Below are 14,617 nucleotides of genomic sequence, written 5' to 3' on the forward strand. Positions count from 1 at the left end.
CATGTTTCAGCTGCATAAAAAGAGCCGAAACATGTGAAATATAAACTTGAAATTATTGGTTAAAACTTCTCACCAACACCATTTGACAAAGAACCGTTTTTTCTTGCAATGGTTAGTAGCTTCCATTTCGCTAAAAGTTGCTGTCAAAGAGGCCGGTTATATCGTGAATGGTAATGATGAAGAACGGACAAAGAAGTTCTAGTTGTTACAATTGTGCGGACAGCGTACACTTATGATATGGGAAAAGTTAATTCAAAGTCTAAAACTGCATCATCTTTGATTGTTTGAAGTGTATCCTTATGGAGAACAATAGGTGGGTAAAAAAATAATGTTTCGTTATACTATCGGCATACGAGATGGTATAACGAAACGAGTGCTTTTAAATTACCGATTCTTGATGGCTGCTTGAGCAGCTGCTAAACGAGCGATTGGAACGCGAAAAGGAGAACAGGAGATATACTCTAAATTCATTTTTTGGAAAAAATTAATTGATGTGGGATCTCCACCATGCTCGCCACAGACACCCATTTTTATAGTTGGTTTTACTTTTCGTCCTTTTTGGATTGCGGTTTTTACTAGTTGACCAATTCCTTCTTGGTCAATGGTATCAAAAGGGCTTTTTTCAAAGATGTTTTTATCTATATATTCAGAAATAAAACCACCCGCATCATCCCTTGAAAATCCATATCCCATTTGGGTTAAATCATTGGTGCCAAAGCTGAAAAAATCGGCTTCATCCGCAATTTTATCAGCTGTTAATGCAGCTCGCGGTACTTCAATCATTGTTCCAATATGATAAGGTATTATTGTATCCTGCTCCGAGAATATTTTTTTGATTTCATCTTCAATTTCTGCCTTTATATAAATAAATTCTTTCACGTCACTAACTAGAGGAATCATAATTTCTGGTTGGATTTCCAACTTTGTATCTGATTTGTATTCAATAGCAGCTTCCATTATAGCTCTTACTTGCATTCTACTAATTTCAGGATAGGCTATGCCTAACCTAACACCTCTATGACCTAGCATAGGGTTTACCTCGTGTAATTCATTTATACGTCCATTTAATTCTCCCTCACTTAAAGCCATTGTTTTAGATAAATGACGAATATCTTCTTTTTTAATTGGCATAAATTCATGTAAGGGGGGATCTAATAAACGAATGGTTACAGGAAAAACGCCCATGGCATGGTAAATTTGATAAAAATCTATTTTTTGCATTGGTAATATTTCATTTAGAGCCTTTGCTCGTTCTTCAGCTGATGCTGATAAAATCATTCTTCTAACTGAAGAAATTCTATTTTCTTTAAAAAACATATGCTCCGTTCTAACAAGTCCAATGCCTTCGGCTCCAAATTCTAAAGCTTGTTTGGCATCTTCTGGCGTATCCGCATTCGCTCGAACTGCCATTGTTTTCATTTCATCAATCCAATTCATTAACTCTTTGTATTCTTTACTTGAAGAGGGGGTTCTTTTTTCTATGTCACCTATATAAACGGTTCCTGTTGTCCCATCAAGCGAAATGATATCGCCTTCATGTAAAATGACGCCATTAAAATTTGCCTCTTTTTTATCTTCATTGATCTTTAAATCAGAACAACCAGCAATACAGCATTTACCCATTCCGCGAGCGACTACTGCAGCATGAGAGGTCATGCCACCCCTTGTTGTTAAAATCCCTTCCGATTTCACCATGCCAGAAATATCTTCAGGTGAAGTTTCATGTCTTACTAGGATTGTCTTTACTCCTTTTTCATAAGCGGCTTCTATTGCTTCGTTAGTAAAATATATCCTACCTGAAGCAGCACCAGGAGATGCTGCTAGTCCTTCAGCTAATTTTTTTGCTTGAATAAGAGCAACTTCATCAAAACTTTGGTGTAGTAACTGTTCTAATTGTTGTGGATCAATTCTTAACAATGCATCCTCTTTGGTTATTTTTCCTTCGTGATAGAGGTCCATCGCAATAGTAATTGCAGCATGTGCTGTCCTTTTTCCGTTTCTAGTTTGTAATAAGAATAGTTTATTGTTCTCGATAGTAAATTCAATATCTTGCATATCTGCATAGTGATGCTCAAGTTTTTTAGCGGCTAGTTTTAATTGTTGATATACTGCAGGCATTAATTTTTTTAATTCTGATATATCACTTGGTGTACGAACGCCTGCAACGACATCTTCTCCTTGAGCATTTAATAAGAATTCACCGAATAAATAATGATCACCATTTCCAGGATTTCGAGTAAAAGTTACGCCTGTGCCAGATGAGTTCCCTCTATTTCCAAATACCATGGATTGAATATTTACAGCAGTACCGTTTAAATCAGAGATATTATGCATGCGTCTATAAAATATGGCTCGTGGATTATTCCATGACAAAAATACGGCTTTAATGGCCAGTAATAATTGTTTCATAGGGTTCTGAGGGAAGGTTTCACCTGTTTCCTGCAAATAAATCTTTTTGTATTTTCTGATAATTTCTTTGAACATTTTTTCGTTAATATCTTGATCTGAATCTATATTATTAGCCTTTTTAACTTTTTCTAATTCAGATTCAAAATATGTTTTAGGAATTTCCATTACTACATCTGAAAACATTTGTATAAAACGTCGGTAGCTATCATAAGCGAAACGCCCATTAGCTGTTATTTTAGATAACCCTATAACGGACTGATCATTTAATCCTAAGTTTAGGATGGTATCCATCATGCCGGGCATAGATTGAGCAGCTCCAGATCGAACAGATAGGAGCAAAGGGTTTTCTACATCTGAAAATTTTTTCTCTGTCATTTGCTCTAATTTTATTAAGTGATGTTTTATTTCTTCTTTTAAACTAGACCAAATAAGTTTATCTTCTTTAAGAAAACGATTACAACTTTCTGTAGTTAAAGTGAATCCTGGAGGAACTGGAAGTGATATCTTTGTCATTTCGGCCAAATTCGCACCTTTACCACCCAGAAGCTCCTTCATTTCTTTTTTACCTTCATTGAAATTATAAATATATTTTTCTGTCATGCTTTCCCTCTTTTCTTCATTTATTTAAGCTCGTGAAGATATGAATAGATCTATTTTTTTAATATAATCTAAAATCAAATTGGCTGTTTCTTCTATAGCATTATCAGACACATCTATAATAAAACAACCAATTTTTTTCATGATTGCATCAGCATACTTTAGTTCTTCCAGGATTCGATTGATCTCAGCGTAATTAGCGTTTTGTGGTAATCCTAACGCTTTTAATCGCTCTTTTCTTATAGTATTTAATTTTTCAGGAGTATTTGTTAAACCAATAATTCTAGTAGGTGAAATTTGATAGATTTCTTTAGGTGGTTCCGATTCAGGAAAAAGCGGAATATTTGCAACGCGAATGTTTTTATTTGCTAAATACATAGATAAAGGTGTTTTAGAAGTCCGCGATATCCCTAATATCACTAAATCAGCCTTTAATATTCCTCGTGGATCTATTCCATCATCGTATCGGACAGAAAATTCGATTGCTTCAATTCTATTATAATAATCTTGATCCATTTTACGAATGATTCCTGGTTCTTCAATAGATTTAAGGCCGGTTGCTTGTTCTATAGCTGTTAAACCATTTCCTAAAATATCTATAAAAAATATATTGTTTTTTTGAGGGAGGTTTGTTAAATAGTACCTTAATTCTTTTTGAACTAACGTGTAAAAGACAATCGCTTTTTCTTCTTGATAAATATCTTCGACAATCGTTTCTAATTTTTCTTTTGTTAATATATGTGTAATTTTTTTGATTCCATCAATCTCCAAAGAATATTGTGAAAGAATAGAATGTACAACTTGTTCTCCCGTTTCTCCTATTGAGTCAGAAATCAGATAAATTGCTACTGGTTTCATATAATCCTCCTAACTTTCATTTTTAATAAGATTTAAAAACAAACGACTAATTAACGTCTTAGAGAATTTCCCAACTATCTTTAAGTGATTTAAATCTTCGCCCTCTATAAATTCTACTACTGGAAGGCTGTCTACTTCGTGCTGTAAAAGCTTTTTGGTTGCAGTTTCTACGGTATCATTTCCATGAATATAAGCAATATTAGGAACTCTAGTCATTGCCATACTAATCGGCATTTCTTCAATATTTATTTTACCAATGGCTATCTTAAGTAAATCTTTTCTGGAAACAAGACCAACAAGGTGATTATGTTCTGTAATGTAGATTGAACCTACATCTTCTAAAAAAATTTTTATTATAGTATCTTGAATAGAAGTTTCCGATCGAACAATTACTGGAACACTCATGACATCTTCTACTTTTTTTTCTTTTATATCTTTTATTATCAAGGGTTCTATTTTATGAGTGTTATAGAAATAGCCTACTTTAGGTTTTGCAATTAACAATTGACTAAATGTCAGTAGTAAGAAATCAGGTCTTAATGTTGAACGAGAAAACCCTAATAAATCCGCAATTTTTTCTCCTGTGATTGGTTCGTTTTTTTTAACGATTTCTATAATTTTTTTTTGACGCGTACTTAATTCCATTATTTACCCCTTTCGTATAGTATGTTATATATTTTATATAGTACGTCACAATAAACCTAAAGTCAATGTTTTTATGCGTCTTAATTGATGTTAATACTTTGAATAGTTTAACTTTTTAAACAGAAAATACGGATGCTTTATATCTTTAAAAATATTCTTAAGCTATACTCAGTGTCAAACTCCCACGTTTGGTTTATGATGAGGAAAGGGCATATAATCACAGCACATCGATGTCGACATAAAAAAACAAATAATCTGAATTTTACTATAACAATTCTGGCTTATTTATGATAATATTTATACTATTATAAAGATTATTGGAGATGTTAAAGAGATGAAAGTAGCAAAATTTGGGGGAAGTTCAGTCGCAAATGCTGAGCAGTTAAAAAAAGTAGCCAATATTATTCAAGCTGATGATGAGCGTCGGATTATCGTCGTATCGGCACCAGGAAAAAGAAGCAGTGAAGATATGAAAGTGACCGACTTATTAATCGAATTAGGAGAAGCATTCCGTCTTGGCGAGCCACATGAAGAGCCGCTTAAAAATGTCTTGGACCGTTTTGATGCGATTTTAGATGAATTACAGCTATCAAAAGCCGTGTTGGATGACATCAAAAAACAGGTTGTTAAGATTTTCAGTGATGGAAATGATTTAGCATCAAAGCTTGATGCGATTAAAGCGATTGGAGAAGATTCACTGGCAAAAATATTAAGTGAGTATTTACAATCATTGGGACTCAATGCGAGCTATGTTAATCCAAAAGAAGCCGGTCTTATTTTAAGTGATCAGCCTGGTAGTGCTCAGATTTTGGATGAAAGTTTTGAGCTCATTCATACGTTACGAGACCGAAAGGATATTGTTGTTATTCCAGGTTTCTTTGGTTACACCAAAGAAGGGAAATTAGTGACGTTCTCTCGCGGAGGTAGTGATATCACGGGTTCGATTGTTGCGGCGGGCGTAAAAGCCGATCTTTATGAGAATTTCACGGATGTTGATTCGGTGTATTGTGTGAATCCAAAAATCGTTAATCATCCAAGAGAAATCATCTCGCTTACTTATAAAGAAATGCGAGAATTATCGTATGCTGGTTTTTCTGTCTTTCATGCAGAAGCACTTATTCCAGCATTTAAAGAAGAGATTCCTGTTTGTATTAAAAATACGAATAATCCCACCGCAAAAGGAACGATGATTGTCAGCAAGAAACAAGATGTAAATCAAGCGGTCATTGGGATTGCAAGCGACGCCGGGTTTGTCAGCCTTTATGTCAGCAAATATTTAATGAACCGTGAAATCGGATTTGGTCGTCGCTTACTTAATATTTTAGAAGATGAAGGTATTTCATTTGAACATACCCCTTCAGGGATTGATGATTTATCTGTCATTATTCGAGCGGATCAATTAACAAAAGAAAAAGAAGCGATTGTTATTAACCGTATCAATAAAGAACTCAAACCAGATACCGTTTATATTGACCGTGGACTTGCACTTATTATGATTGTTGGTGAAGGCATGCATAGTTTTGTCGGTACCGCCGCAAAGGCAACCAAAGCATTCGAACAAGCGAACGTGAACCTAGAGATGATTAACCAAGGTTCCTCAGAGGTTTCGATGATGTTTGGTATTAAAGAAGAAGGGGTGAACCGCGCAGTACAATCACTTTATCAAGTTTTCTTTGAAAATAAATAATCAATTATTACTTCATTAAACCACCCGTCTGTCCCGTTTAGGTCAGTCGGGTGGTTTTTAGTTAGGAATGAATTACCAAAAGATATAACCAGGTACTAATATCTAATTATAATTATTTCTTGAAAATAATCAAACAAAGCGCTATGATTAAACATGTGTGATGTGTTATAAATCTTCTATTAAAGGAGTCTTTTTATGTCAAAAAATTATGACCTAGTCATACTGGGTGGTGGTATGGGTGGTTATATATCAGCCATTCGTGCTCGACAATTAGGAAAAACGGTCGCTCTAGTAGAGAAGGGAAAATTAGGTGGGACTTGTCTTCATAAAGGATGTATCCCGACGAAAGCATTGCTTAAAAGTGCAGAAGTTTTTCAAACAGTTAAAAAATGTGGGCGTTTCGGTGTGAAAGTAAAAGAACTTGCTTTAAATTACGTTGAAGCTTTTGAACGTAAAAATACCGTCGTTGATAAATTGTATCAAGGTGTTCAACAGTTAATGAAAAAGCATCGTGTCGATGTTTATAAAGGTGTGGCCAGATTACTCGGCCCGTCAATTTTTTCTCCAATGGCGGGTGCCGTCTCGGTTGAAATGGGAGAGGTGAATGAGACTTTGATTGGTAAAAATGTCTTAATTGCGACGGGGGCACGACCAAGACAACTTAGTCAAATACCAGTGGATCACGCGCATATCCTAACGTCAGATGATTTACTCGATCTTGATCATTTGCCAACATCACTTACGATTATTGGTGGTGGGGTGATTGGCGTGGAATGGGCCTCGATGATGCTTGATTTTGATATCGATGTGACGTTGATTGAGCAGGAAGCAGCACTATTACCTGGATTCGATGCGGATATTCAGACAGAGGTGTTAAATCAATTAAAGCAACGCGGACTTACTGTCCATCTGAATGCATCAGTCATGGAATCAGAGGTAAATGGCGGTGCCTGTCTTGTGAAGGGAAGGAAAGATAATGCCCCATTCACTGTATCATCGAGTCACGTGCTTGTGAGTGTAGGTCGAATAGCAAACACCGACCAACTCGGGCTAGGGAACACAAATATTACTGTTGATGAGGCTGGCTTTATTGAAGTCAATGATTATTTCCAAACGAAGGAATCTCATATTTATGCCGTTGGTGATTGTATTGGCGGAAAACAACTCGCGCACGTAGCAAGTGCTGAGGGGAAGCTTGCGGTAAAACATATGTTTGATGAAAAGTTAGATTTAACGCCACTTTCTTTTATCCCAAGTTGTGTGTATGCTTCACCAGAAGTAGCCATGGTTGGTTTGACTGAAGTGGAGGCAAACCAAATGTTTACCAAGATAAAAACAGCGACGTTTCCGTTTCAAGCGATTGGAAAAGCGATTGTATCTGACGAAACAAAAGGATTCGTCAAACTTGTCGTTAATGAAAAGACACGTGATTGTTTAGGGGTGTCAATTGTTGGTGAAAAAGCGACAGAACTCATTTCTGAAGCTGGGATTGGACTTGTGTTAAACGCCTCGATTGATGAATTCGGAGAAACTATTCACCCGCATCCATCGTTATCTGAAGCAATTGCTGAAGCCAGTCTTTTAGCTATGAACGAGCCCGTCCATATTTAGAACGTTGAAGGAGGATGACACGATGTCAGAAAAAAATCAAGCATTAACAGATCAACAATTGTTGGATATGTTTTATTATATGTTGTTAGCAAGACGTAGTGATGAGCGGATGTGGCTGCTTAACCGCTCTGGAAAAATTCCGTTTGTTGTTTCTTGTCAAGGACAAGAAACGATGCAAGTGGCCAGTAGCTTTGCTTTGGAGAAAGGAACGGATTATACCGCGCCTTACTACCGTGATGTAGGTGTTGTACTCACAATGGGCATGACGGTAAAAGAGTTGTTTTTACAAGCCTTTGCGAAGGCAGAAGACCCTAATTCAGGTGGGAGACAAATGCCGGGCCATTTTGGTCACCGTAAATTAAATATGCTGTCAGGATCATCGCCAGTAACAACGCAGGTGCCCCATGCTGTTGGTATGGCACTCGCATTAAAGGTGAAGCAACAATCTGCCATCAGTTTTGTCACGCTAGGTGAAGGCTCGAGTAACCAAGGAGATTTTCATGAAGGATTAAACTTTGCCAGTGTTCATGACTTACCGGTTATTGTGATGGTTGAAAATAATCAGTACGCAATTTCTTGTGGGATCGAGCAACAAGTGAATTGCGCTAAAATTTCTGACCGTGCCCTTGGATACGGCATTCACGGTGAAACTGTTGATGGAAATGATCCTATAGCTGTCTACACCGCAGTAAAACAAGCAAGAGAACGAGCGCTAAACGGAGACGGTCCATCACTGATTGAAGCCGTTGGTTACCGTTTAACGCCGCACTCAAGTGATGATAATGATTTAACATACCGAACGAAAGAAGAAATCGACCAAGCGAAAGAAAAAGACGGTTTAATTATCTTCAGACAACAGTTAAAAAAGCAAGCTATTCTAACGGATGAAATTGAAGCAAAATATGAATCGAAAATTAAGGATTTAATCGATGAAGCTACAACCTATGCTGATGAGGCACCGTATGCCGATGAAGCAACATTATTTGATGGTGTGTATCACCAATAGGAGGGGATAATATGACAGTGATGTCTTATATAGAAGCAATCAACCGTGCGATGAAAGAGGAAATGCGCCGTGATGACGATGTATTTTTATTAGGAGAAGATGTAGGTAAACGCGGTGGTGTTTTTCGAGCTAGTGAAGGCCTATATGAAGCGTTTGGACAAACAAGGGTTATTGATACCCCTCTTGCTGAATCAGCAATTGTAGGGGTTGGTATTGGAGCTAGTATGTATGGTATGAAACCTATTGCTGAAATTCAATTTGTTGATTTTATTTTACCAGCGGTTAATCAAATTGTGTCAGAAGCAGCAAAAATGCGCTACCGTTCTAATAACGATTGGAGTTGTCCGATCACCATTCGAGCGCCATATGGTGGCGGAGTCCACGGCGCATTGTATCATTCTCAGTCGCTTGAAGCTTTATTTGCTTCACAACCAGGTCTTAAAATAGTCATGCCATCTTCACCGAAGGATGCCCTTGGCTTATTAAAAGCGGCTATTAGAGACCCAGATCCGGTCCTGTATTTGGAACATAAAAAAGCGTACCGTTTATTAAAAGAAGATCTTCCAGATGAAGAAGTCTTAATCGAGATTGGTAAAGCTAATACTGTGAGAAAAGGCGATGATTTAACAGTCATTACCTATGGCCTTTGTGTTGAGTTTAGTAAAAAGGCAGCTGAGAAGTTAACAGAAAAAGGTCATACGGTTGAGCTACTTGATCTACGTACTGTTTATCCGCTAGATGAACAAGCCATTATTGAGGCAGCTAAAAAGACTGGAAAGGTCTTACTAATAACTGAGGACAACAAAGAGGGCAGTATTATTAGTGAGGTATCAGCGATCATCGGTGAACACTGTCTATTTGACCTTGATGCACCCATTTTTAGACTTGCGGCACCAAATGTGCCAGCGATGCCTTATGCTCCTCCACTTGAGAAAGCATTTATGGTCAGTGAAGACAAAGTATATGAAAAAATGCTAGAAGTCGCCATGTATTAATAGAGGAGGGAAACAATCATGACGCTAAAAACAATGAATATGCCACAGCTTGGTGAAAGTGTGACAGAAGGTACAATTAGTCAATGGCTTGTCTCTGCTGGTGATACTGTCGACATCTACCAACCGCTCGTTGACGTGATGACTGATAAAGTCAACGCCGAAGTGCCTTCAAGTTTTAAAGGCATAATTAAAGAGTGTCTCGTAACTGAAGATGAAACCGTTGCTGTTGGGACGCCGATCTGTCATATTGAGGTTGAAGAAATTGAAGCGGCTAAAGTAGAAGAGACAGCCAGAAAAAAAGAACAAGCGGTTGTAAGTGAAAAGCAATCGATGAAGAAACGCTATTCACCGAAAGTTTTAAGTTTAGCAAGTGAACACGGTGTTGATCTTAGTGCTATCACAGGGACAGGCTTAAATGGGCGAATTACAAGAAAAGACGTTGAAATGTTTATAGAAAAACCATCACCAACGTCAACTGACAAACAAAAAGATATAAGTCTATCTCAGCCGGAACAAGTCCATGCAAAAAGGATAGCCAACAAACAATCACCCCACCCAGAATTTAAAGGTGATCGTGAAATTCCGGTGACGGGGATTCGAAAGTCGATTGCTGAAAATATGGTCCGGGCAACCTCGGAAATTCCACACGCTTGGATGATGATTGAAGTTGATGTAACCAATTTAGTCAACTATCGTAATGCCGAAAAAACGAAATTTAAAGAACAAGAAGGTTATAACTTATCGTACTTTTCTTTCTTTTTAAATGCGGTTGCTAAAGCATTAAAAAAGTTCCCAGAACTGAATAGTTCTTGGCAAGGGGACACGATTGTCCAGCATAAAGATATTAATTTATCGATTGCGGTTGGCAATGAAACTGAACTGTATGTACCGGTTATTAAGAATGTCGATGAGAAAAGTATTAAAGGCATCGCAAAAGATGTTCATGTACTCGCGCATAAAGCAAAACACGGCCAGTTAACGAACGAAGACATGACCGGTGGTACATTTACCGTAAACAATACCGGCACCTTTGGTTCGGTACAATCTATGGGCGTTATCAATTATCCCCAAGCAGCCATTTTGCAAGTGGAATCGATTGTTAAGCGACCGGTGATTATTGATGATATGATTGCTGCACGTGATATGGTAAATTTATGTCTCTCACTTGACCACCGGGTGTTAGATGGCGTCATATGTGGACGGTTTATGTCACATGTCAAAGGAATTCTTGAGAACATCTCAGGTGACACAACGCCGATTTATTAGCGTAACTATGCATATATATGGTCGTTTAACCACAGAGCGTTAGTTGTTTTGAAATCACTGAAAAAAATTCCAAAAAACCGGATCCCTCATTTAAGTATGGGGATCCGGTTTTTCCACTAAAATAGAAGAATCAATGATTAGCACTGGCTGAAATGATTCAAAAACAAACTGAGTTGATATCAAGTCCGTATCGAGAGATTTATAATATTGGTGTGTCAAAAGATAAATCTTATGACAGCTTAACGCACTCGTTTTTTGGTTGTGTATGCTGAATTATAAGCGCAGACATTTCGATTGTTTAGAGGGCTAGATTTATAGGCTTCAATATCAGTTATAATCATCTTAGTGAAGTTAGAAATGTTTTGTTTAGAATAGTGATGCCCATACATTTTTTCCATGAGATCAGCGATTTCTGATGTGGCCACCCCTATTTTATATAGATGGCTCACAACCTCTTCGAGCGATTCGTTATTACGCTTATAGAAAGAAACGGTCTGTTGTTCAAAGAAACCATTACGATCACATGGAATTCGAATAGACAATTCACCAAATTCTGTATTGAATTTACGTCATTACGAGAATTACCTGAGTTGATGCCTTTGGCATCATAAGACTCATAGGAAGCCCTCTTTTCTGCGAATGTTGTTTGGTAACGCTATTCTACAAAAAGAGGCTTCTTTTTTCTATGCTCAAAAATGAGTCAACGGTCGTTTACACAAAATATTGTACACGGTCCACCTCCGATTCTCATCTACCAACAGTTTACCCAGAGATTATAGATATGATAAGTAGTTGGTTTTATAATTGTTGTAAAAGTACAGATTTTATCTGTGTTTTAGAGTCATAATAATATCCCTCAATACTATAAAGTTCAATTTATGGTATCAGAGGAAGACATGGGGGTTTTATTTTAATCTATTGCCGCTTATGATTGATGATCATACCTGAAAAAGCTAAGGCGGAAAGTAAAATAGCTAAAACTATCAATATGAAACCATGAGTTAGCTTATGATTGTTAAATTGATTATAAGCATACGTCACCATTGCGATGGCACTTATGATTAAGGATACTATCGTCAATGGGTGGATTTTAGCCTTTTTCAAAATAGTTCCTCTCCTTTTTTAATCATTTTAAAAATGTGGTGGTGTGATTTGGGTATATGAATGTGTTAAATATAGCACATATACCTATAAATGTAAAAATAATTACTGTTAATTATAGGAATATAAGTTAGCTGTTTCATTATGCATCGACCATCGTCATAGCATAAATAGAGACTCAAGTAGGTTGGTATAAAAAGTTTGAGAGGATAGCCAACAACAAATAAGTACCCGTTAGATATATTTATATTAAAAAATGTATAAAAAGTATTTAATGTTTGTGTAAATTCATGTATAATTGTGTAATATTTCACATGAAAGGGGTGGGTGTATGTCGAAGAAAATTAAGAAGACAGCATCAAAAGAACATTTAAATACAACAACAAAAACAAAAAGAGGGATTAGGCAACGATTAACTGTGGCATTTAGTATTGTTTCGCTAGTAGCGATCTTTGCTATTGGGGGACTTGTTTACTTATTAGCATCTAACGCTTTGACGGATGAAGTAAGTGAAAAAGTCGAAACAACAGCTGAAATACATATGGAGAAATTAGATCGCTTTATGTATGAACGTACATACGATTTAAATGTGCTGCAGCAACGTCTCATATCAAGCTCAGATGAAGCTAAGAATTTAACATCAGCGCTTCGTGAGGAAGGCTATTTTGAACGTCTCACGGTGTTTGATGCCAGTGGAAAGGTGATAATGGATACGTCACAAGAATCGGTCAGTTCACTACCTGCATTAGAGTTGGCCCTGTCTGGAGAAGTAGCAGTCTCAGAAGCTTTGTACGATGCTGCCTTAAGTGAACAAGTGATTTATATCTATTATCCAATGTCGAATAGTGGTGTCTTGCGCGGAGCATTCCCGATTCGTTATATTTGGGATGAAGTTAATCAGATTGCAAGCGAAAATGTGACGGTTGAATTAGTGAATCAAGCAGGGAAACAACTGGCAGACACAACGACGAGTGCCTCGGTGGAAGACGAAGAAGAAATGTCTTCACTTGATTCGAATTCCACATTATTCAAACAGATCAATGACCTTGAACGAGGAGAAGTTGCGAGTATACATACCAATTCTAGTGCCGGGATTGATAGTTTAATTGGTTTTAGTAAAAGCAGTGGCTATCAAAACTATCAAGGCAACGATTGGGTCTTGATTGTTTCAGAACCTACTAGTCTTGCTTTAGCACCGGTTGCAAGTTTACGCCAAATTATTCTAATTGTCGCAGGCGTCACCTTACTAGCTGTCATTTTAACGGCCTTGTTATTGGCTCACTCATTAGCTAAACCAATTATTACATTAGCTGAAACTGCTGAAAGAGTTGCTGATGGTGAGTTAAATCAAACAGTTGATACAAAGGCGACAGGCGAAGTGGGTACGCTTGCAGCTAGTATTTCAACGATGGTCATTAACTTACGAGATTTTGTGAAAACAACAACGAAAGAAGCCGATCGTTTAGATGGTGAATCAAAACAATTATCATTAGAAAGCCGTGCTTTAACAGAAGGAACGACTCAACTTAATGATGTAATGACCTCAATTGCTGAAGGCGCAGAACAACAAGCGCAATTAACAAATGATATTGCCCTCTATACCGAAACACTAACAAAAGAAACGGGCATGATGCTTACTCAATCTGATCAACTTAAACAATTCTCAGAGGAAGTTAAACAGTCATCTACTAATGGCTTATCACAGATGGATCATGCATTTAAACAGATGAAGCGCATTAACCAAGATGTTGAAACAGCGAATAGTCGCATGCAGTCACTAGAAGCAAAAACACAAGCGGTTGTTGATTTAACGTCCGTTATTAACGACATAACCGAACAAACCAATCTGCTTGCTTTAAATGCGGCAATTGAGTCTGCACGTGCCGGTGAAGCAGGTAAAGGCTTTGCGGTTGTTGCTAATGAAATTAGAAAACTTGCTGAACAAGTGTCAAAAGCAGCGGTAGATATTGAAACGGTTATCGTTGAAATGAATGATGAATCACACTTTGTCAATCATGCACTAAAAGAAACTGTCAAAGAAACCGGACGAGGTATGACAGAATTAACGAAATCAAAAACGAATTTCACAACAATCAATGACCAAGTCACGGCATTAAATGATGTTATTGATCAAATGAAGGCACAATTACAGCAGGTGGATAGCAGTAGTTTGGCGATTCATGGAAATGTTAAGGAAGTTGCAAATATTAGTGAAGAGTCTTCCGCAAGCATCGAGGAAACAACCGCAACAATTGAAGAACAAAAACGTGCGGTTGATGAGTTAGACCAACAAGCAAGTACGCTTGAACGTTTATCAATCAGATTAAAAGAACAGCTTTACCGGTTCAGATTATAAATGATGGGCTCAAGCAAAAACTGCTTGGGCCTTTTTGATATGAAAAAGCTAGGGGATTAAGGTATAATATACGGATATATAGATAA

Annotated in this window: 9 protein-coding genes and 1 pseudogene; 6 read left to right on the plus strand and 4 right to left on the minus strand. The window is 37.2% G+C overall.

Annotated features, from left to right (window positions below; translation table 11 throughout):
* Positions 1–384: 384 nt before the first annotated feature.
* From ppdK to BM098_RS06120, 3 genes are read right to left on the minus strand one after another with little or no spacing between them, the layout of a single operon-like run.
* Complete coding sequence (gene ppdK / locus BM098_RS06110; protein WP_089831483.1) at positions 385–3,009, minus strand: pyruvate, phosphate dikinase; 2,625 nt, start codon at positions 3,007–3,009, stop codon at positions 385–387.
* 24 nt (positions 3,010–3,033) lie between these two features.
* Positions 3,034–3,864, minus strand: coding sequence for a pyruvate, water dikinase regulatory protein (locus tag BM098_RS06115; RefSeq protein ID WP_089831485.1), 831 nt, complete (start codon positions 3,862–3,864; stop codon positions 3,034–3,036).
* 9 nt (positions 3,865–3,873) lie between these two features.
* Positions 3,874–4,509, minus strand: a complete 636-nt coding sequence (locus BM098_RS06120) for a helix-turn-helix transcriptional regulator (protein ID WP_089831488.1) — start codon at positions 4,507–4,509, stop codon at positions 3,874–3,876.
* 334 nt (positions 4,510–4,843) lie between these two features.
* Between BM098_RS06120 and BM098_RS06125 the strand changes: the two genes are divergently transcribed.
* The 5 genes from BM098_RS06125 to BM098_RS06145 all read left to right on the plus strand — a co-directional run bounded on the left by BM098_RS06125 (position 4,844) and on the right by BM098_RS06145 (position 11,074).
* Complete coding sequence (locus tag BM098_RS06125; protein WP_089831491.1) at positions 4,844–6,196, plus strand: aspartate kinase; 1,353 nt, start codon at positions 4,844–4,846, stop codon at positions 6,194–6,196.
* Positions 6,197–6,391: 195 nt separating this feature from the next.
* Positions 6,392–7,807 (plus strand): dihydrolipoyl dehydrogenase, encoded by a 1,416-nt coding sequence (lpdA, locus tag BM098_RS06130; RefSeq protein ID WP_089831493.1) that lies wholly within the window; start codon positions 6,392–6,394, stop codon positions 7,805–7,807.
* 22 nt (positions 7,808–7,829) lie between these two features.
* A complete protein-coding gene (locus BM098_RS06135) occupies positions 7,830–8,813 on the plus strand; it encodes a thiamine pyrophosphate-dependent dehydrogenase E1 component subunit alpha (protein WP_089831495.1) in 984 nt (327 codons plus the stop codon).
* 11 nt (positions 8,814–8,824) lie between these two features.
* Positions 8,825–9,808: an alpha-ketoacid dehydrogenase subunit beta gene (locus BM098_RS06140; RefSeq protein WP_089831497.1), complete on the plus strand. Its 984-nt coding sequence runs from the start codon at positions 8,825–8,827 to the stop codon at positions 9,806–9,808.
* An 18-nt stretch (positions 9,809–9,826) separates the two neighbouring features.
* Positions 9,827–11,074, plus strand: coding sequence for a dihydrolipoamide acetyltransferase family protein (locus BM098_RS06145; protein ID WP_089831499.1), 1,248 nt, complete (start codon positions 9,827–9,829; stop codon positions 11,072–11,074).
* A 239-nt stretch (positions 11,075–11,313) separates the two neighbouring features.
* Here BM098_RS06145 and BM098_RS06150 read toward each other — a convergent pair.
* A pseudogene (locus BM098_RS06150) lies at positions 11,314–11,631 on the minus strand (transposase); the annotation flags it as partial.
* Between the two features lie 875 nt (positions 11,632–12,506).
* Between BM098_RS06150 and BM098_RS06160 the strand changes: the two are divergent.
* Positions 12,507–14,531, plus strand: coding sequence for a methyl-accepting chemotaxis protein (locus tag BM098_RS06160; protein ID WP_089831505.1), 2,025 nt, complete (start codon positions 12,507–12,509; stop codon positions 14,529–14,531).
* Positions 14,532–14,617: the final 86 nt, after the last annotated feature.

The sequence above is a fragment of the Halolactibacillus halophilus genome (assembly GCF_900115605.1).
Lineage (GTDB): Bacteria > Bacillota > Bacilli > Bacillales > Amphibacillaceae > Halolactibacillus > Halolactibacillus halophilus.

Coding starts and splice junctions, on each gene's coding strand:
- BM098_RS06160 (WP_089831505.1), top strand. CDS start 12,507: ATGTCGAAGAAAATTAAGAAGACAGCATCAAAAGAACATTTAAATACA.
- BM098_RS06120 (WP_089831488.1), bottom strand. CDS start 4,509: ATGGAATTAAGTACGCGTCAAAAAAAAATTATAGAAATCGTTAAAAAA.
- BM098_RS06145 (WP_089831499.1), top strand. CDS start 9,827: ATGACGCTAAAAACAATGAATATGCCACAGCTTGGTGAAAGTGTGACA.
- BM098_RS06125 (WP_089831491.1), top strand. CDS start 4,844: ATGAAAGTAGCAAAATTTGGGGGAAGTTCAGTCGCAAATGCTGAGCAG.
- BM098_RS06135 (WP_089831495.1), top strand. CDS start 7,830: ATGTCAGAAAAAAATCAAGCATTAACAGATCAACAATTGTTGGATATG.
- lpdA (WP_089831493.1), top strand. CDS start 6,392: ATGTCAAAAAATTATGACCTAGTCATACTGGGTGGTGGTATGGGTGGT.
- BM098_RS06115 (WP_089831485.1), bottom strand. CDS start 3,864: ATGAAACCAGTAGCAATTTATCTGATTTCTGACTCAATAGGAGAAACG.
- ppdK (WP_089831483.1), bottom strand. CDS start 3,009: ATGACAGAAAAATATATTTATAATTTCAATGAAGGTAAAAAAGAAATG.
- BM098_RS06140 (WP_089831497.1), top strand. CDS start 8,825: ATGACAGTGATGTCTTATATAGAAGCAATCAACCGTGCGATGAAAGAG.